This is a genomic window from Pseudomonas sp. AK181 (assembly GCF_051122975.1).
GTDB classification, from domain to species: Bacteria; Pseudomonadota; Gammaproteobacteria; order Pseudomonadales; family Pseudomonadaceae; genus Aquipseudomonas; species Aquipseudomonas lactis.
Window position 1 is genome coordinate 1,478,379 of record NZ_CP146348.1, and the last position, 17,891, is coordinate 1,496,269.

Consider the following 17,891-nt stretch of genomic DNA (forward strand, 5'->3'; position numbering starts at 1 on the left):
GCTTGCTCGCGAGAAACCCATAGGCGCTGTGTTTATTCAGGAAACACGCGTAATCGTTGACGTTTTTCGCGAGCAAGCTCGCTCCTACACGTGCGGTTTAAGCACCGTGGCACTTCTTGAATTTCTTCTCGCTGCCGCACGGGCAGGGATCGTTGCGACCGACGTCCTTCAACGCATTGCGCACCGGCTCTTGGTGAGCGTGGCCGCAGTTCGGGCCGTGGACATGGCCGTGGTCGTGATCATGGTGGTCATGATCGTGGTTGCAGTCAGGACCATGGACATGGGGTTGCTGTGTCATCGATGTTGCTCCGGAATAAAATCGCCGGGGATTATCTCGCCATTGTGTGCCACCTGCACGTCATTACCGATGAATAATCCGGTTTTCAGTTCGCCCTCTAAACGATAAGGCACGGGCCGGTCGGGATTTTTCAGCATCTGCACCACCTCACGCACCTGTGGCCAGAGGTTGGTGCGCACCGAGACCTTGAAGAATTTATGCCCGCGTGGCGGTACGGTCAGCCACTCGTTGGACTCGCCTTCGGTCAACACCAGGTTGCCCAGGCTGACCTTGTAGACCAGGCCGCGCACGGTCAGGTCGGCGTCGTCGCGGTTGTCCACGCGAAAGTACAGCTTGAATTTCTGCTCCAGCAGCTTGGCCCGTACCACTTCGACCTTGACCAGGGAAACGTGGGGCGGCGGCGTGTCGTCTTCGAACCAGGACGCGCAGCCGGTCAGGCCCAGGGTCAACGCCAGCATCAAGCTATACATCCGAAGCATGGCGTTATCTCCGTCGAGTCATTAGAAGTAGCTGGAACAGCACTTCTTGAATTTCTGCCCACTGCCACACAAACAGGCATCGTTACGTCCGGCCTTCACTTCTACCGTAGGGTCGATGAAGTACCAGCGCCCCTCATTCTGTACGAAAGAAGACTGCTCGCGGTGACTATGTTCACCGGTAGCGTCATGCCAGCGCGCGGTAAAGGTGACAAAGGCGTGCTCAGGCTGGCCGCCGAACACCTCGGAGCTTTCCACCTCAAGGCCCAGCCAGGTGCTCTGGGCACTCCAGGCGGCAATGGCGTCGCGGTCCAGGCCGGCCTGTTGCGCAGGCAATGTAGTGGCGACCAGGTAGTCGACCAGGCCCAGCACATAGGCGCTGTAGCGCGAGCGCATCAACGCACTGGCGCAGGGGGCCGGGTGACCAGCGTGATAATGGCCGCAGCAGGCATCCAGCAGATTGCCACTGCCGCACGGGCAAATGGATGTACTCATCGGGTTACCACCAATACTTTCCGAAGTTTTCCGGGTTGGCCCAGAAGCGGGCGTTGAGCCAGTCCGGCACCTGTTTATAGTCAAGCAGATCATAGGTAAACAGCGTCAGTACCTGATCATCGCGTTGGAAACGTTCGCCGGCTTGCAGGGCCAGGGAGAAAAAGTCGGTGTCCTTCCAGTCGCAGGCGCCCAGGTCGGCCAGCACGGCGATGCGGCTGGCGTTGAGGTTACGAATGCCACCGAGCAGGGTCAGGCCTTGGGGTTTGGACAAGTGCTCCAGGCAGTCGACCACCAGCGCGAGGTCAAAGCGCTGCACCGCGAGGTTTTCCGGCAATGGCCCTGGCGGGGCATAGAACACCTCGGTATCCGGGTGCGCAGCTTTGAAGGCATCCAGCGCCGGAAATTGGCTGGCGCCCACTAATAACAGGCGTTTTGGCCTGTGAAGGTCCAGCAGGGCCGCCAAGGCTTGTTGGGGCGTACGGGCAGAAATTCCAGCGGTCATTGCAGATCCTCGCATCAAGACCGTAGAGACTAGCGCGGCTGGGCGCGTGGGCCTAGAGCGTGGCGGTCGATAGCCGCCTCGGGAGAACTGAAGTTTTTTGATCCTTCACTGGCAAATCGCCTGTAGAAGTCGTTACTGTGCGCTCAAAGAAAAATTTGAAAACACTCAGGAGCCCCATGATGCGTAAGGTTTTTCTGTTGGCCCTGTTGGTCAGCCCCGTTGCCCTGGCCCAGAGCGTCAGTGTTGAAACCAATTCGTTGATGCGCTTGCCCAGCAGCACCAGCGTGTTGCAACTTGAGCGCCTGGACGTGGCGGATTACGGCACCTTGCTGATTCCGGCCACCATCAGCCAGGTCACGGTGGATGAGCTGCACTTGGGGCGCGACGCACGCATCACCATTGTTCCTGGCAATACCGCCTTGCAGATGCAGGTGCGCGAGGCGCAGTTGGAGCACGGTAGCCAGATCACGTCCCGAGGCGCTCCCGGCACCCACGAAAAGCCCGCCAAGGCTGGGCGTGACCTGACTTTGCGCATTAACTCGCTGACTGCCGAAGCGCTTTCGGTGGATGCCCGTGGTGGCGCTGGAGCCCAAGGGTATGCGGGTCTGGACGGTGCCAACGGCGTGGACCCGGGTTGCACCTGGGGTTCAGCCGGGCGCGGCTTTAATGGCGATAACGGCGGCGATGGCCGGCCAGGGGCGGCGGGCGCGCAGGTGCGCCTGGAGTTGCCGCAGGCGTTCCCGGCGGAACAGATCAAGGTCTGGGTCGATGGTGGGGCGGGAGGCCTGGCGGGTGTTGCAGGTAAACCCGGCAAGGGCGGGCAGTCCAAGGGCTGCCTGGTGTACCGCGCGGACGGCGGCGAAAAGGGCCGTCCAGGGTTGGAAGGGCAACCGGGGCCGGCTGGGCCTGCGGGGTCTGTGACTATCCAGCGGCTCTGATTCGCCTGGCCTTACGCCATCGCGGGCAAGCCGTAGGTATCTACACATTTTCGGCGCGATGCTGGACCTGTGGCGAGGGAGCTTGCTCCCGCGACGGCCTGACAGCCTACACCTATCTAACTGACACCCCCGCGATCCAACTGTGGGAGCTGGCTTGCCTGCGATGACGGCCTCACAGTCAACACAGTTGGACCGGGTACATATCCGTTATTTAGGTAACGGCCACTTAGGGTTCCGCCCTGACGGCGGGTCACTTTGGAAAAGCCCCAAAGTAACCAAAGGGCTCTTGCCCCACCACTCGGCACCTCGCTTGGGCTCGGTGTGCCCGAACGCAGGCTTGAATCCGTGGGCCGCCGCCACGCGCCATCCATGGCGCGGGGCGGCTAACCCGGCGTCCTGCCGGGTTACCCACGAATTCAAGCCTGCGTTCGGCCAGCGTGGTTTAACGGGGCGCCTAAGATCAAAAGCCAGATCAAGATCACAAGCACGGAGCAGATCAAGATCAAGAGCGGCTCGCTTCGCATCGTGGTTACCGTTGAGCGCTACAAAGTTGTGTAGATACCGCCACGATAGCGTCAGAAAGAACAGCTCAGAACATCGGCCGAGCCGAAGCCACTGCCACCACCACTAACCCGACAATCAAGTTAATCCCCACCAACTTGCGAATTTGCCCCAGCGCAGCCGCGCCCGCCGGCCAATCTTCAGCCGCCACCGCTGCCTTCAGCTCCGGGAATTTCAACGCCTGGATGCGGATAAACAGCGCCGTCATCACCAGGTACAAGCCCATCATCACCTGCACATAGCGCGGCGCGGTTTCAAAACCACTGAAGCGCAGGTGCAGCAACCCCATGCCGCTGATCGGCAAAAGCACCACCGCCACCCATACCCATACAAAAAAACGTTGAAACACATTTGCCCATAACTTGAGCCGGGCAGGGCCCTCAAGTGCCGCCATGGCGGCGGGGCGCAGGATCATCCAGGCGAAAAACATGCCGCCGACCCAGATCAATGCGGCCAGTACATGCAGGGTATAAGCGAGGCTAAACGCGGTCATTGTGGTACTCCGTTCTGCGCGGGATTAATTAGCGGGGTATGATAGCGGCCGATCCGAACCACTGAAAATTTATCCAGCGTTTTTTGCGCCCGACTATCCATGATCAGCACTGAACTCAAAACCACGATCCAGGGCGCCTATTCGCGTTTTCTCGAAGCCAAAAGCTTGAAACCGCGCTACGGCCAACGCCTGATGATCGCCGAAGTGGCAAAAGTCCTCGGGGATATCGACACCGACGACGAGGGCCGCCGCGAGGGTGAGCCTGCGGTAGTGGCCGTCGAAGCCGGTACCGGTACCGGCAAGACCGTGGCCTACAGCCTGGCCGCGATCCCCACGGCCAAGGCCGCTGGCAAGCGCCTGGTGATCGCCACCGCCACCGTCGCGCTGCAAGAGCAGATTGTCTACAAAGACCTGCCCGACCTGATGCGCAACAGTGGCTTGAACTTTACCTTCGCCTTGGCCAAGGGCCGTGGCCGTTACATGTGCCTGTCCAAGCTCGACGTATTGCTGCAGGAAGGCCACGCCCAAACCGCCACCGCCTCCTTGTTCGAAGAAGAAGGCTTCAAGATCGAGGTGGATGAGGTCAGTCAGAAGCTGTTTACCAGCATGATCGAGAAGCTGGCCGGTAACAAATGGGACGGCGACCGCGACAGCTGGCCCACCGCCCTGGAAGACTCCGACTGGGCGCGCCTGACCACCGACCACAGCCAATGCACCAACCGCCATTGCCCCAACTTCGGCCAGTGCGCCTTCTACAAAGCGCGCGAAGGCATGGGCAAGGTGGACGTCATCGTCACCAACCACGACATGGTGCTGGCTGACCTAGCCCTGGGCGGCGGCGCGGTACTGCCCGACCCACGCGACACGCTCTATGTGTTCGACGAAGGCCACCACCTGCCAGACAAGGCCATTGGCCATTTCGCCCATTACACCCGCTTGCGCTCCACGGCCGACTGGCTGGAAACCACTGCCAAGAACCTCACCAAGTTACTCGCCCAGCATCCGTTGCCCGGCGACCTGGGCAAGTTGATCGAGCAAGTGCCGGAGCTGGCGCGCGAGATCAAGACTCAGCAGCAGTTCATGTTCAGCGCCTGCGAGCAGGTTGCGGACTTCAAGCCCGGTGAAGACGTCGAGGGCCGTGAGCGCCCGCGCCATCGTTTTGTCGGTGGGATGATCCCCGAGCACATGCGCGAAATGGGCATCGAGCTGAAGAAAGGCTTTTCACGCCTCACCGACCTGTTCACGCGCCTGACAGATTTGCTCAAGGAAGGCATGGATGGCGAGGTCAATATCGGCATCGCCAGCAACCAGGCCGAAGAGTGGTACCCCTTGTTCGGCAGCCTGTTGTCTCGTTCCCAAGGCAATTGGGAGCTGTGGACCGCCTTTACCGTCGAAGACCCGGAAGACAACCCGCCCATGGCCCGCTGGCTGACGCTGTCGGAAAGCGGTGCGCTGTTCGATATCGAGGTTAACGCCAGTCCGATCCTCGCCGCCGAAATGCTGCGCCGCAACCTGTGGAACGTCGCCTACGGCTGCCTGGTGACCTCGGCCACGCTGACAGCCCTGGGCACCTTTGACCGCTTCCGCATGCGTGCCGGCCTGCCGAAAAAAGCCGTCACCGCCGTGGTGCCCAGCCCGTTTCATCACGCCGACGCCGGCGTGCTGCGGGTGCCAGACCTCAAGGCCGACCCACGGGACGCGGCCGCGCACACGGCGGCGATCATTCGCGATCTGCCGTCTCTGGTGGAAGGCTCCCGCGGCACCCTGGTGCTGTTCTCGTCGCGCAAGCAGATGCAGGACGTGTTCGACGGCCTCGACCGCGACTGGCGCAAGCAGGTGTTTATCCAGGGCAACCTGTCCAAGCAGGAAACCCTGAACAAGCACAAGGCGCGGGTCGACGGTGGGGATTCCAGCGTGTTGTTCGGCCTGGCCAGCTTTGCCGAAGGCGTGGACTTGCCCGGCGCTTACTGCGAACACGTGGTGATCGCCAAGATCCCGTTCTCGGTGCCGGATGACCCGGTCGAAGCCGCACTGGCCGAATGGATCGAAGCCCGGGGCGGCAACCCGTTCATGGAAATTTCGGTGCCAGATGCTTCACTGAAGCTGGTGCAGGCTTGCGGGCGTCTGCTGCGTACCGAAGAAGACCGCGGCACCATCACTTTGCTCGATCGGCGCCTGGTCACCCAGCGCTATGGCAAGGCGATCCTCAATGCCTTGCCGCCGTTCAGGCGCGAAATTTCTTAAGCCACTGTGGGCGAAATCGCCCACTGCGTGGTCTATCTCATCACTATCGTCAGGCCAGTCATCGGCCGTTTGGGAGAACCTTGTTCGTATGATTCGCACGCTGCCCGCTCTTTTTGCCCTGCTGTTCGCTGCGCCGCTGATGGCTGCGCCCGAGGGGCAACAAACGCTGTTCAACTTCGTCCGGCCTGCCGATGTGGTCAAGGTGGCGACCCAGGACGCCAGCCTGCCGCAATACAACGCCGAACAAACGCCCGAAGGCGAGGTGCTGCGCCGTATCACCTTCAACCCGGCTGCCGAGCCGAGCCTGGTGCTCAGCCCGCAGACGGGTACCTGGGACTGGTCGCAATCGAGCGCCATGAGCCTGCGTATCCAGAGCGCGATGAACTGGGCGCTGACCCTTTACGTCAAGGTGCAGAGCGCTGACGGCAAGACGCTCGTCAGCCGCATCGACCTGCCGGCCGGCCCGGCCCAGACGTTGCTCGTCCCGCTGCAAGCCAACTCCCCCCTGAGCCAGGGCATGAAGGCCGGCCCGCCGATGCCAATGACGGTGGATGGCCAGCGGGTGTTGCTGGCCGCCAGCGCCGGGGAAATCGACCGCAGCCAGGTCGTCTCGGTGACCCTGTCGATGCTCAAGCCCAATGCCGCCCAAAGTATCCTGCTGGAACGCTTTGGCGTGCAGGACAGCGAGCCGGTATTGAAGGCTGCCTACACTGAACTGGTGGACGCCTATGGCCAGTCCACCCGTGCACGCTGGCCGGAAAAGGTCAGCAGCGACGAGCAGCTCAAGGCATCGGCCGCCAAGGAACAACAGCAACTCAAGACCTGGCTGGCCGAGCGGGACAAGTCTTCGCTGGATCAATACGGCGGTTGGAAAAAGGGCCCGGCCTTCGACGCCAGCGGTTTTTTTCGCACTCAGAAGCGCGACGGCCGCTGGTACCTAGTGACGCCGGACGGGCATCCGTTCTACTCCCTGGGGGTGAACACCGTGGCACCGGACAACAGCCAGACCTACGTGGCGGGGCGCGAGTGGATGTTCGCGGCGCTGCCCAAGGCCGGCGAACCCTTTGATAAGTACTACGGCAGCGACGACAGCCGCACCGGCAACGGCGCGGGTGAAGGTCGCGGTTTTGGCTCGGGGCGTTGGTACGATTTCTATGGCGCCAACCTGCAACGTACTTACGGCGGTGACGCATTGGACCAGCCACGCTGGGTGACCCATACCCTCGATCGCCTGCAAGCCTGGGGCTTTAACACCGTCGGCAACTGGAGCGATCCGGACCTGGCCACTGCCGACCGCGTGCCGTACACCTTGCCGTTGTCGATTGTTGGTGACTATGCCAGCATCAGCACCGGCACCGACTGGTGGGGCGGCATGCCTGACCCGTTCGACCCGCGCTTTGCCATGGCCACCGAACGCGCCGTGGCTATCGCAGCCCGTGACCACCGCGACGACCCGTGGTTGATCGGCTTCTTTGCCGACAACGAATTGGCCTGGGCCGGCCCCGGCGACGATGCCAAATCCCGTTACGCCCTGGCCTACGGCACCCTGCGCATGACCACCGACGTGCCGGCCAAGCGCGCCTTCCTCAAGCAACTGCGCGACAAATACCGCAATGAAGAGGGCCTTTCCAAAGCCTGGGGCATTCACCTGGCCGGTTGGGAACTGATGGAAGACCCAGGCTTTGAGCCGCCGATGCCCAGCCCTGAACACCCGGAGATCGAAGCCGACTTCAAATATTTCCAGAAGACCTTCGCCGATGCTTACTTCAAGACCATCTCCGACTCGCTGAAGTGGCACGCGCCCAACCAGCTGTTGCTGGGCGGTCGCTTTGCGGTGAGCACGCCGGAAGCGGTCGCATCGTGCGCGCAGTATTGCGATGTGCTGAGCTTCAATATGTATACCTTGAAACCTCAGGATGGTTATGACTTCGCCGCGCTGCGTGCGCTGGACAAACCGGTACTGATCACCGAATTCAACTTTGGCTCTGCCGACCGTGGCCCGTTCTGGGGCGGCGTGACGCAACTGGCCCGCGAAGAAGACCGTGGCGCCGCGTATACGACCTTCCTCAAGCAGGCGGTGGCCGAGCCGTCGATTGTCGGGGTGCACTGGTTCCAGTACCTGGACCAGCCGGTCACCGGGCGTCTGCTGGATGGTGAAAACGGCCATTTCGGCCTGGTCGGCATCACCGATGTACCGTTCCAGGGCTTTGTCGAGACGGTGCGCAAGAGCAACCTGGCCGCGCTCGACCAACTGGGCCGTGAGGCGCAAAAAGCCAAGGCCACCCAAGCGACGCGTGAAAGTGACGCCGCCAAACCTGGGCGTGACGGCAAAGGCGCGGGGCAGGGCGCTGGGCACCCTGGCGGGCATGCTGGGAATGGGCATTGATTCATCGTTGACGGGTTCACAAAACCCACAATGGCTGAAAGAATGGCGACCACTTTTCATGGTGTTTTGCGAGGGGACTTAGGTGCAGATTCAGGGTCATTACGAGCTGCAGTTCGAAGCGGTGCGCGAAGCCTTCGCCGCCCTGTTCGATGATCCTCAGGAGCGTGGTGCCGGGCTGTGCATCCAGATCGGCGGGCAAACCGTCGTCGACCTGTGGGCCGGTACTGCCGACAAGGACGGTGCCGAGGCCTGGCACAGCGATACCATCGTCAACCTGTTCTCCTGCACCAAGACCTTCACGGCAGTGACGGCCCTGCAACTGGTGGCTGAAGGCAAGCTCAAGCTCGATGCGCCGGTGGCCGATTACTGGCCGGAGTTTGCCGCTGCTGGCAAGGAAACGATCACGCTGCGCCAGTTGCTCTGCCACCAGGCCGGGCTGCCCGCCATCCGCGAAATGCTGCCCACCGAAGCCCTGTATGACTGGCAATTGATGGTCGATACTCTGGCGGCCGAAGCCCCGTGGTGGACTCCGGGCCAGGGCCATGGCTATGAGGCGATCACCTACGGCTGGCTGGTTGGCGAACTGTTGCGCCGCGCCGATGGGCGCGGGCCGGGGGAATCGATCGTGGCGCGGGTGGCACGCCCATTGGGGCTGGACTTCCATGTGGGCTTGGCGGATGAAGAGTTTTATCGCGTCGCCCATATCGCGCGCAGCAAAGGCACTATGGGTGATGAAGCCGCGCAACGGTTACTTCAAGTAATGATGCGCGAGCCTGCGGCGATGACTACCCGTGCATTTGCCAACCCACCGTCTATTCTGACCAGCACTAATAAGCCCGAATGGCGACGCATGCAGCAGCCTGCGGCGAATGGCCACGGTAATGCGCGCAGCCTGGCCGGGTTTTATAGTGGTTTGTTGGACGGTAGTTTGCTGGAAAGCGACATGCTCGAACAATTGACCCGCGAGCACAGTATCGGGCTGGATAAAACCTTATTGACCCAAACCCGCTTCGGGCTGGGCTGCATGTTGGATCAACCGCAGTTGCCCAATGCCACATTCGGCCTTGGGCCACGTGCATTCGGGCATCCCGGGGCAGGGGGCTCAGTCGGCTTTGCCGACCCTGAACATGATGTAGCCTTCGGTTTTGTGACTAATACCCTGGGGCCTTACGTACTTATGGACCCGCGTGCCCAGAAGTTGGTCGGAATATTGGCCGGTTGTCTATAAACCCCTTGCTGTTTCACAATTTTTTGTTACAAAGGCAAGTATAAAAAAGATGCTGAACGACATGTTGTAACTTTAATGTTCTTTTAGCGTCTGTTTAACGGGTCCCGCGACCCCCTGTTTTTTCTCATTTTGTGGATATCTCATGTTATCGAACAAGTCTTTGGCACTGGCGCTGTGCCTCACTATTACGGGTTGTGCACAAACTCCACAAAATGATGCCGAAGGTGGGCATTGGTGGTCATTTGGATCTGACAAAGCTGCAACCAAGGATCCAGTGGCCCAGACCGACGCCAAGCCGGATGCCAAGCCCGACGCCAAGCCGGCCGCCGGTGCCAAGCCTGTTGAACCTGTCGCCGCTGCTGCCGCGCCTGCCCCGGCCGCCAAGGCTGACACCGGTTATAGCTGGTGGCCGTTTTCCACCAAGAGCGCCGAAGAAAAAGCCGCTGACGCCAAGGCTGACCTGAAAGCCGACCTCAAGGCCGCAACCCCGGCCTCGGACGTAGCGCCTGTCGTCGCCAAGACCGACAGCGAGCCGCGCTGGTGGTGGCCGTTCGAAAGCAAGCCAAAGCCATTGGCCAAGGTCGATGTGACCAATGTACAAATGCCTGACCCGAAGATCACCCAAGCCTGGCTGGACGAATACGAACCACGCCTGCGTGCCGCCATCAAGGACAGCAACCTGCAACTGGAGCGCCGTGACAACACCCTGGTGGTGATTGCCCCGGTAGACGGCTCCTACAACCCCAAGCGCCCAGCCATGTTGCTGCCGGTGACCCTGGGCCCGTTCACGCGGGTGGCCAAGGCCGTTGAAGCTGACCCCAAGACTGCCGTACTGGTGCTGGGCCACGTTGATGCCACTGGCAGCGCCCCCGCCAGCCAGGCGTTGAGCAAGGAACGTGCGCAGTCCATTGCCTCGATTTTCAGCCTGAGTGGTCTGAAACAGGATCGCTTGATGCTGCGTGGCATGGGCGACCTTATGCCGCGTGCCGCCAACGACAGCAATCAGGGGCGTGCGCTGAACCGTCGCATGGAAATCATGTTCACTCAGCGTACAACGATGTTGGCACTGCTGAGCAAGTACAACTCGGGCAAGACCCCGCCCGTAGCTGAAATGGTCGCAGTGCAGAATGTGCCTGCGCCAGCACCGGCAGCTAAAGCGCCGGCCAAAAAGGCCACGGCCAAGAAAGCGGCGGCCAAGCCAGCGGCTAAAAAGGCTGCGGCCAAGCCGGCTGCCAAGAAGCCAGCGACTGCCAAAGCCAAGGCGGCACCTGCTTCGAACGACCAGGCGAAAAACTGAGCTGTTGAACCACAAGGATAAAGCCGCATGACCCAGGCACTGGCCGATATGCGCCGTGACTACACACGGGACGGTTTGAGCGAGGCCCAGGCCCCGGACGAGCCGTTTGCGTTGTTCCACCAATGGTTTGGCGATGCGGTTAAAACCGAACAGCCGCCAGTGGAGGCCAATGCCATGACGCTGGCGACAGTCGACCAGGACGGTCGCCCGCACTGCCGCATCCTGCTGCTCAAGGGCCTGGATGCGCAGGGCTTTACCTTCTTCACCAACTATCAGAGCGCCAAGGGTGAACAACTCGCGGCGCGGCCGTTTGCGGCCATGACCTTCTTCTGGCCATCTCTGGAGCGCCAGGTACGCATTGAAGGGCGCGTGGTCAAGGTCACGCCTGAAGAGTCGGATGCTTATTACCAGGTGCGCCCGTTGGGCAGCCGCCTGGGCGCCTGGGCCTCGCCGCAGAGCAAAGTCATTCGTGATCGCGAAGAGCTGCAGGCGCTGCTCAAGGCCACTGAAGAGCGTTTCAGCGATACCCAGCCCGATTGCCCCGAGCATTGGGGAGGGTACCGTTTACTGCCCGAACGTATTGAGTTCTGGCAAGGCCGTGCCAGCCGCCTGCATGATCGCCTCAACTATCGTTTGCAAGACGGCCAATGGTCTCGCGAGCGTCTGGCGCCCTGAGCGTCACCTTTCGTCATCCCACCTGAATCAACACCGTTGCGTCGAAGTCTCTGTTCAAGACACTTCGGGCGCTTTCGGCTGCGCGGCTACACTGATCGAGCCGGTTATGGCATCGTTCTGTACCCTGGCTTGGTTACCGTTCGTCGAGTTCTCTGGTGCTGGCAGTCTGTACTCAGGCTGAATGAAAGCAAGTTTCTGCCTGGCGCGCCGTGACACGCGCCAAGCCACAGCGTTTAATGAATACCTGTCCTTTGGAGTTGATGCTATGCGTAAGTCCGTTTTACTAGTTGCCTGCTTTACCACCCTGTCGTTGCTGTTGGGTGGCTGCGCCTCGAGTCTGACCGGCGACTCGTACTCCCGTGATGAGGCGCGTCGTGTACAGACCGTTCGCATGGGCACCATCGAGTCCCTGCGTCCAGTGAAAATCGAAGGCACCAAGACCCCAATCGGCGGCGCTGCGGGTGCAGTCATTGGCGGCGTTGGCGGCAGCGCCATCGGTGGCGGCCGTGGCAGTATCGTTACCGCGGTGATCGGCGCCGTTGCGGGCGGCCTGCTGGGCTCGGCCACCGAAGAAGGCCTGACCCGTACCCAGGGCGTGGAAATCACCGTGCGCGAAGACGACGGCAGCATGCGCGCCTACGTCCAAGCCGTGCAGGAAAATGAAATCTTCCGCATTGGCGACCGCGTACGCATCATGACCGTCGACGGTACCAGCCGCGTGACTCGCTAAGCCTTAAGCTACAGGCGAAGAAAAACCCCCAACCGGGTAACCGGTTGGGGGTTTTGTTTGTAGGAGCGAGCTTGCTCGCGAAAAACGTTAACGATTACGCGAATTCAATGAATGAATGCGGCGCCTGTAAGTTTTTAGCAAGCTCGCTCCTACAACTGACTAACTTCAATCATGCAACGACGGCTTTCTTGCGACTCGCCATCGCGGTCACCGCATACCCGATAAAGGCCGCCAGGATCGACCCGGTCAAAATGCCCATGCGATCCTCACCGGCAAACTCGCTGGCGCCTGGCACAAACGCCAGGGAGCCGACAAACAGGCTCATGGTGAAGCCGATCCCGCACAGGATCGCCACGCCCAGTACCTGGCCCCAGTTGGCGCCGCTGGGCAGTGAGGCGATGCCGGTCTTGATCGCCAGCCAGGTGAGGCCGAACACACCGACGGTCTTGCCGATCAACAGGCCGGCGGCGATGCCCATGGGCACGGAGTGGGTGAAGCTTTCCAGGCTGACGCCCGTCAGAGAGACCCCGGCGTTGGCAAACGCGAACAGCGGCAGGATGGCGTAGGCCACCCACGGGTGCAGGGCGTGTTCCAGGCTCAGCAGCGGCGAGGTTTCGGCATTCTTGGTGCGCAGTGGAATGCAGAACGCCAGGGTCACGCCAGCCAGCGTCGCATGCACACCGCTCTTGAGCACGCACACCCACAGGATCAGGCCGATGATCATATACGGCCCCAGCTTGATCACGCCCAGGCGGTTCATCGCAATCAGCGCAATCAAGCACGCCCCCGCGCCCGCCAGGGATGCGGTGGACAAGTCAGCGGAATAGAACAGGGCGATGACGATGATGGCCCCAAGGTCATCAATAATCGCCAGAGTCATCAGGAACAGCTTCAGCGACACCGGTACGCGCTTGCCCAGCAGGGCCAGAACGCCCAGCGCAAAGGCAATGTCGGTGGCCATAGGGATCGCCCAGCCAGCCAGGGCGGCGGGGTTGTCCTTGTTCAGCGCCCAGTAGATCAGCGCCGGCACCACCATGCCGCCGATGGCCGCTGCGCCAGGCAGCACCACTTGGGAAGGCTTGGACAGGTGGCCATCCAAAAGCTCGCGCTTGACCTCCAGGCCGATCAGCAGGAAGAACAGGGCCATCAGGCCATCGTTGATCCATAGCAGCGCCGGCTTGGCGATTTTCAGCGCGCCAACCTGTGCAACCACTGGCGTGTCGAGAAAGGCGTTGTACAGGTGCGACAACGGTGAGTTGTTGATAATCAGCGCCAAGGCAGCAGCGGCGATCAACAACAGGCCACTGGCGGCTTCCAGCTGGAAGAAACGGGTGAAAGTGCTACGCAGAGGCAAGGGATGCTCTCCAATCCAGGTTCAATAGGTGGGTACCCTAACCCGTACCGTTAGTTGTTAAAACAAAAGTTATATTCTTATTTGTTATAAGAGATGGCCCGGGACATCGGTGAGCCAAAGACTAGCAATTGTGTGTCCAATTGCGTCGTCACTGTATCTGTGTGGAGTGTAGGAAACATCTTAAGATCACCGCCGAAAACCTTTAGAGAAGCCACCATGAGCGACCACCGTACCTGGGCCCGTGAAGCCATTCGCATCATTGAAGCGGACTTCCAGCGCAGCGCCGATACCCACCTGATCCCGCTGCCATTACCGGGTTTGCCAGGCATCGAGTTGTACTTCAAGGATGAGTCCAGCCACCCCACTGGCAGCTTGAAACACCGGCTGGCGCGCTCGCTGTTTCTGTATGCGCTGTGCAATGGCTGGCTCAAGCCGGGCGCTCCCGTTATCGAAGCGTCCAGTGGCTCCACGGCGATCTCGGAAGCCTACTTCGCGCGCTTGCTCGGCTTGCCGTTTATTGCCGTCATGCCCGCTACAACGTCTCAAGAGAAGATCGCCCAAATTGCCTTCTACGGGGGCAAAAGCCATCTGGTCCAGGACCCGACGCAGATCTATGCCGAATCCGAACGCCTGGCCCAGGAAAGCGGTGGTCACTTCATGGACCAGTTCACCTACGCCGAACGTGCCACCGACTGGCGGGCGAACAACAATATTGCCGAGTCGATCTTCCAGCAGATGCGCTTTGAACAGCACCCGGAGCCGAGTTGGCTGATTTCCAGCCCTGGCACCGGCGGCACCACCGCGACCCTGGGTCGCTATGTGCGTTATCGCCAGCATTGCACCCGGGTGCTGTGTGCCGATGCCGAACGCTCGGTTTTCTTCGACTTCTACCAGAGTGGTGACGCCAGCCTGCGCCTGGACTGTGGCTCGCGGATTGAAGGGATTGGTCGCCCACGGGTGGAGGCATCATTCCTGCCGGCGGTGATTGATGCCATGGTCAAGGTGCCAGATGCATTGTCCCTGGCGGCCATGCATTACCTGGCGCAGCGTTTGGGGCGACGGGTTGGTGGTTCCAGCGGGACCAACCTGATCGGTGCGCTGATGGCGGCGCAACAGATGAAAGCGGCGGGGGCGTCGGGGTCGATTGTCGCGATCTTGTGCGATGGCGGAGAGCGTTATGCCACGACCTATTATGATCAAGCGTGGTTGGCGGGGCAGGGCTATGAGCTGGAGGGTTTGATCGCGGCTGTAGCAGCAAGTGTCGAACGTGGTGAAGCGCTACCCGATAGCATCCTGCGCGCCAATATCTGACACCCTGCGAAACAGTGTGGGAGCCAGCTCCCACCTTTGAATGTATTCACACATTAAATTCTGTAAACCCGTTTAACTGTGGGAGCTGGCTTGCCCGCGAACAGACCCTCCCAGTCGATACACCTCTAACTCTCCTGCGCTCTGTAGGCCCCCGGCGTCAACCCCGTCCACTTCTTGAACGCCCGATGAAACGCCGACGGTTCGGAAAACCCCAATTGTTCGGCGATCTCCTGCAAAGACAAATCCGCCCGCCCCAAGTGGTAAATGGCGATATCCCGGCGTAACTCATCTTTCAATGCCTGAAAACTCGTGCCTTCTTCGCGCAGATGCCGGCGCAGGGTCTGTGGGCTGATGTGCAGGTGCTGGGCGACGGCTTCCAGGTCTGGCCAGGGTGTGCGGTCGCGGCTCAGCAGGCGACGCAGCTGGCTGCTCAGGCTGTCGCCTTCATCCGGCCTGGATAACAAGTCGGCAGGGGAGCGCTGCAAGAAGTGTTTGAGGGTGCGTTCATCCTGCAACAGCGGCAGGCTCAGGTAGCGGCTGGGAAACACCAGGCTGCTGGTCGGCGTACCGAACACCTGGGGGCACGGGAACAGCAGGTCGTATTCACCGGCATGGGCCGGCATCGGGTAACTGAAGGTGGCCTGTTGCAGCCGGATACGCTGGCCGATCAACCAACTGCCCAGCCGATGCCAGATAACCAGCAGGCATTCACTGAGGAAGTGGTCCGGGTCCCATAGCTGCGAGTCGTCCAGGCTCAGGCGCGCCATGTCGCCTTCTTTGGTCAGCTGCCAGCGCGGGCCTTGGGGGAACAGGCTATAAAACAATAAGCCGCGCTCCAGCGCCTTCTCCAGCGTGCGGCAATGAATCAGCGCGTGGCACATCATGGCAAAAGTGCCACGTTTGCTCGGCCCTTCGGCAAACCCCAGGTATTCGTCATCCAGCCCCAGCCAGAGCATTTGCAACAAGCGGGTAAATTGCTCTGGAGCGATGCGGGCGCGGGGCTCGGTCAGCAGTTCCGGGGTAATGCCCACCTGCTGCAACACCCCCGAGTAGTCAAAACCGGCCCGGCGCGCACCGCCGAGGGCCGCTCGGGCGTAATGGCTGGCGATGGTACGTTCACGCATGCGAGGGCCTCATCCATGGAGTGGCGGATGGTAGCCATCACCCGGCGGGGCGACAAGGCGGATATCCGCCAAATTGTAGGACGAGACAGGATGACTGGGCGGAAATCCGCCACCTTGTTACACACTCCAGAGTCGCCCGTGAACCCCAAGCCCTGATGTCTAAAGGCCTTCAGCGCGTTTAAGCAAAGTGGCACGCTGTTTGCGATAGGGATTACAGCGCAGGCTTGTTCCTACAGGCTTGGCAAACAACAAATCCCTCCAGTGCAGGAGGGTTCGCAATTCAAGTGCCGTGGGCAATGGCGGATATTTGCCACACGGGACGATTGAGGAACTTTGCAATGACGACTCGTCAGCCAATCTACAAATCCCTGTATTTCCAGGTGATCGTCGCAATCGTTATCGGTATCTTGCTCGGCCACTTCTACCCGCAGACCGGCGTGGCCCTCAAGCCACTGGGTGACGGCTTTATCAAGCTGATCAAAATGGTCATCGCCCCGATCATCTTCTGTACCGTGGTCAGCGGCATCGCTGGCATGCAAAGCATGAAGTCGGTCGGCAAGACCGGCGGCTACGCGCTGCTGTACTTCGAAATCGTTTCCACCATCGCCCTGCTGATTGGCCTGGTCGTGGTCAACGTGGTGCAGCCGGGCGCCGGCATGCACATCGACGTCGCGACCCTGGATGCTTCCAAAGTGGCGGCCTACGTCACCGCCGGTAAAGACCAGAGCATCGTCGGCTTTATCCTCAACGTCATCCCCAACACCATCGTCGGCGCGTTCGCCAATGGCGACATCCTGCAAGTGCTGATGTTCTCGGTGATCTTCGGTTTCGCCCTGCACCGCCTGGGTGCCTACGGCAAGCCGGTGCTGGACTTCATCGATCGCTTCGCCCACGTGATGTTCAACATCATCAACATGATCATGAAGCTCGCGCCAATCGGTGCCCTGGGTGCCATGGCGTTCACTATCGGCGCCTACGGTGTAGGTTCCCTGGTGCAGTTGGGCCAGTTGATGATCTGCTTCTACATCACCTGCATCCTGTTCGTGGTGCTGGTGCTGGGCGCCATCTGCCGCGCTCACGGTTTCAGCGTGTTGAAGCTGATCCGCTACATCCGTGAAGAATTGCTGATCGTACTGGGCACCTCGTCTTCCGAATCCGCACTGCCACGCATGCTGATCAAAATGGAGCGTCTTGGCGCGAAGAAGTCCGTGGTCGGCCTGGTGATTCCAACCGGTTACTCCTTCAACCTCGACGGTACGTCGATCTACCTGACCATGGCGGCCGTGTTCATCGCCCAGGCGACCGACACCCACATGGACATCACTCACCAGATCACCCTGCTGCTGGTGCTGCTGCTGTCGTCCAAAGGTGCTGCTGGCGTGACTGGTTCGGGTTTCATCGTACTGGCCGCCACCCTGTCGGCCGTTGGCCACCTGCCGGTTGCCGGCCTGGCGCTGATCTTGGGTATCGACCGCTTCATGTCCGAAGCCCGTGCCCTGACCAACCTGGTGGGTAACGCAGTTGCCACCATCGTTGTGGCCAAGTGGGTCAAGGAACTGGACACCGACAAACTGCAAAGTGAGCTGGCGTCTGGCGGTACCGGTATCTCCGAAACCCGCGAACTCGATGACCTGGGCGTGGCTGAAGGCCCGGCGCCTGTCGTCAAGTAAGTGGCTGCTGGCGTGAACTGACGCCAACGCTATCGGCAAACGCCCCGACTGGTTCGGGGCGTTTGCGTTTCTGGCGGGATGCAACGGATATTTTTGGTTTACAGTGAGC

The 17,891-nt window shown here is 60.8% G+C and carries 16 protein-coding genes; 9 read left to right on the forward strand and 7 right to left on the reverse strand.

Annotation, left to right across the window (positions count from 1 at the left end; genetic code table 11):
- Window positions 1–97: 97 nt before the first annotated feature.
- From V8689_RS06895 to V8689_RS06910, 4 genes are read right to left on the reverse strand one after another with little or no spacing between them, the layout of a single operon-like run.
- Complete coding sequence (locus V8689_RS06895; protein WP_003189235.1) at window positions 98–298, reverse strand: SEC-C metal-binding domain-containing protein; 201 nt, start codon at window positions 296–298, stop codon at window positions 98–100.
- Window positions 295–777 carry an LEA type 2 family protein gene (locus V8689_RS06900; protein ID WP_032893153.1) on the reverse strand — a complete coding sequence of 161 codons (483 nt, stop codon included), beginning with the start codon at window positions 775–777 and terminating at the stop codon, window positions 295–297. Before V8689_RS06900 ends, V8689_RS06895 begins: the two co-directional genes overlap by 4 nt.
- A 21-nt stretch (window positions 778–798) precedes the next feature.
- Entirely contained in the window at window positions 799–1,269 is a 471-nt protein-coding gene (locus tag V8689_RS06905; protein WP_003189238.1) for a YchJ family protein, read from the reverse strand.
- A gap of 4 nt (window positions 1,270–1,273) precedes the next feature.
- Window positions 1,274–1,771: a DUF6231 family protein gene (locus tag V8689_RS06910; RefSeq protein ID WP_056790317.1), complete on the reverse strand. Its 498-nt coding sequence runs from the start codon at window positions 1,769–1,771 to the stop codon at window positions 1,274–1,276.
- 179 nt (window positions 1,772–1,950) lie between these two features.
- On the opposite strand from V8689_RS06910, the gene V8689_RS06915 reads away from it, so the two are divergent.
- On the forward strand, window positions 1,951–2,709 hold the full coding sequence (locus V8689_RS06915) for a hypothetical protein (RefSeq protein ID WP_044272632.1): 759 nt from the start codon (window positions 1,951–1,953) through the stop codon (window positions 2,707–2,709).
- A 589-nt stretch (window positions 2,710–3,298) separates the two neighbouring features.
- Here the strand turns inward: V8689_RS06915 and V8689_RS06920 are convergent.
- Window positions 3,299–3,763, reverse strand: coding sequence for a CopD family protein (locus V8689_RS06920; RefSeq protein ID WP_003189242.1), 465 nt, complete (start codon window positions 3,761–3,763; stop codon window positions 3,299–3,301).
- Between the two features lie 99 nt (window positions 3,764–3,862).
- Between V8689_RS06920 and dinG the strand changes: the two genes are divergently transcribed.
- The 6 genes from dinG (at window position 3,863) to V8689_RS06950 (ending at window position 12,323) form a co-directional block, all read left to right on the forward strand.
- Window positions 3,863–6,007, forward strand: a complete 2,145-nt coding sequence (dinG, locus tag V8689_RS06925; protein ID WP_032893148.1) for an ATP-dependent DNA helicase DinG — start codon at window positions 3,863–3,865, stop codon at window positions 6,005–6,007.
- An 88-nt stretch (window positions 6,008–6,095) separates the two neighbouring features.
- Window positions 6,096–8,393: a beta-galactosidase gene (locus tag V8689_RS06930; RefSeq protein WP_056790320.1), complete on the forward strand. Its 2,298-nt coding sequence runs from the start codon at window positions 6,096–6,098 to the stop codon at window positions 8,391–8,393.
- A gap of 82 nt (window positions 8,394–8,475) precedes the next feature.
- Window positions 8,476–9,621, forward strand: a complete 1,146-nt coding sequence (locus tag V8689_RS06935) for an EstA family serine hydrolase (protein ID WP_003189247.1) — start codon at window positions 8,476–8,478, stop codon at window positions 9,619–9,621.
- Window positions 9,622–9,763: 142 nt separating this feature from the next.
- Complete coding sequence (locus V8689_RS06940) at window positions 9,764–10,918, forward strand: OmpA family protein (RefSeq protein WP_081089368.1); 1,155 nt, start codon at window positions 9,764–9,766, stop codon at window positions 10,916–10,918.
- Between the two features lie 27 nt (window positions 10,919–10,945).
- Window positions 10,946–11,593, forward strand: a complete 648-nt coding sequence (gene pdxH / locus V8689_RS06945; protein ID WP_056790325.1) for a pyridoxamine 5'-phosphate oxidase — start codon at window positions 10,946–10,948, stop codon at window positions 11,591–11,593.
- A gap of 265 nt (window positions 11,594–11,858) precedes the next feature.
- On the forward strand, window positions 11,859–12,323 hold the full coding sequence (locus V8689_RS06950; protein ID WP_003189251.1) for a glycine zipper 2TM domain-containing protein: 465 nt from the start codon (window positions 11,859–11,861) through the stop codon (window positions 12,321–12,323).
- A gap of 169 nt (window positions 12,324–12,492) precedes the next feature.
- Here V8689_RS06950 and nhaA read toward each other — a convergent pair whose 3' ends face one another.
- Complete coding sequence (gene nhaA, locus V8689_RS06955) at window positions 12,493–13,677, reverse strand: Na+/H+ antiporter NhaA (RefSeq protein ID WP_032893143.1); 1,185 nt, start codon at window positions 13,675–13,677, stop codon at window positions 12,493–12,495.
- A 216-nt stretch (window positions 13,678–13,893) separates the two neighbouring features.
- On the opposite strand from nhaA, the gene V8689_RS06960 reads away from it, so the two are divergent.
- Window positions 13,894–14,988: a PLP-dependent cysteine synthase family protein gene (locus V8689_RS06960; RefSeq protein ID WP_056790329.1), complete on the forward strand. Its 1,095-nt coding sequence runs from the start codon at window positions 13,894–13,896 to the stop codon at window positions 14,986–14,988.
- Between the two features lie 125 nt (window positions 14,989–15,113).
- On the opposite strand, the gene V8689_RS06965 is transcribed toward V8689_RS06960, so the two are convergent.
- Window positions 15,114–16,112 carry an AraC family transcriptional regulator gene (locus tag V8689_RS06965; RefSeq protein WP_056790332.1) on the reverse strand — a complete coding sequence of 333 codons (999 nt, stop codon included), beginning with the start codon at window positions 16,110–16,112 and terminating at the stop codon, window positions 15,114–15,116.
- 338 nt (window positions 16,113–16,450) lie between these two features.
- Between V8689_RS06965 and V8689_RS06970 the strand changes: the two genes are divergently transcribed.
- Window positions 16,451–17,782: a dicarboxylate/amino acid:cation symporter gene (locus V8689_RS06970; RefSeq protein WP_003189258.1), complete on the forward strand. Its 1,332-nt coding sequence runs from the start codon at window positions 16,451–16,453 to the stop codon at window positions 17,780–17,782.
- Window positions 17,783–17,891 lie beyond the last annotated feature (109 nt).

Coding starts and splice junctions, on each gene's coding strand:
- V8689_RS06895 (WP_003189235.1), bottom strand. CDS start 298: ATGACACAGCAACCCCATGTCCATGGTCCTGACTGCAACCACGATCAT.
- V8689_RS06900 (WP_032893153.1), bottom strand. CDS start 777: ATGCTTCGGATGTATAGCTTGATGCTGGCGTTGACCCTGGGCCTGACC.
- V8689_RS06905 (WP_003189238.1), bottom strand. CDS start 1,269: ATGAGTACATCCATTTGCCCGTGCGGCAGTGGCAATCTGCTGGATGCC.
- V8689_RS06910 (WP_056790317.1), bottom strand. CDS start 1,771: ATGACCGCTGGAATTTCTGCCCGTACGCCCCAACAAGCCTTGGCGGCC.
- V8689_RS06915 (WP_044272632.1), top strand. CDS start 1,951: ATGCGTAAGGTTTTTCTGTTGGCCCTGTTGGTCAGCCCCGTTGCCCTG.
- V8689_RS06920 (WP_003189242.1), bottom strand. CDS start 3,763: ATGACCGCGTTTAGCCTCGCTTATACCCTGCATGTACTGGCCGCATTG.
- dinG (WP_032893148.1), top strand. CDS start 3,863: ATGATCAGCACTGAACTCAAAACCACGATCCAGGGCGCCTATTCGCGT.
- V8689_RS06930 (WP_056790320.1), top strand. CDS start 6,096: ATGATTCGCACGCTGCCCGCTCTTTTTGCCCTGCTGTTCGCTGCGCCG.
- V8689_RS06940 (WP_081089368.1), top strand. CDS start 9,764: ATGTTATCGAACAAGTCTTTGGCACTGGCGCTGTGCCTCACTATTACG.
- pdxH (WP_056790325.1), top strand. CDS start 10,946: ATGACCCAGGCACTGGCCGATATGCGCCGTGACTACACACGGGACGGT.
- V8689_RS06950 (WP_003189251.1), top strand. CDS start 11,859: ATGCGTAAGTCCGTTTTACTAGTTGCCTGCTTTACCACCCTGTCGTTG.
- V8689_RS06960 (WP_056790329.1), top strand. CDS start 13,894: ATGAGCGACCACCGTACCTGGGCCCGTGAAGCCATTCGCATCATTGAA.
- V8689_RS06965 (WP_056790332.1), bottom strand. CDS start 16,112: ATGCGTGAACGTACCATCGCCAGCCATTACGCCCGAGCGGCCCTCGGC.
- V8689_RS06970 (WP_003189258.1), top strand. CDS start 16,451: ATGACGACTCGTCAGCCAATCTACAAATCCCTGTATTTCCAGGTGATC.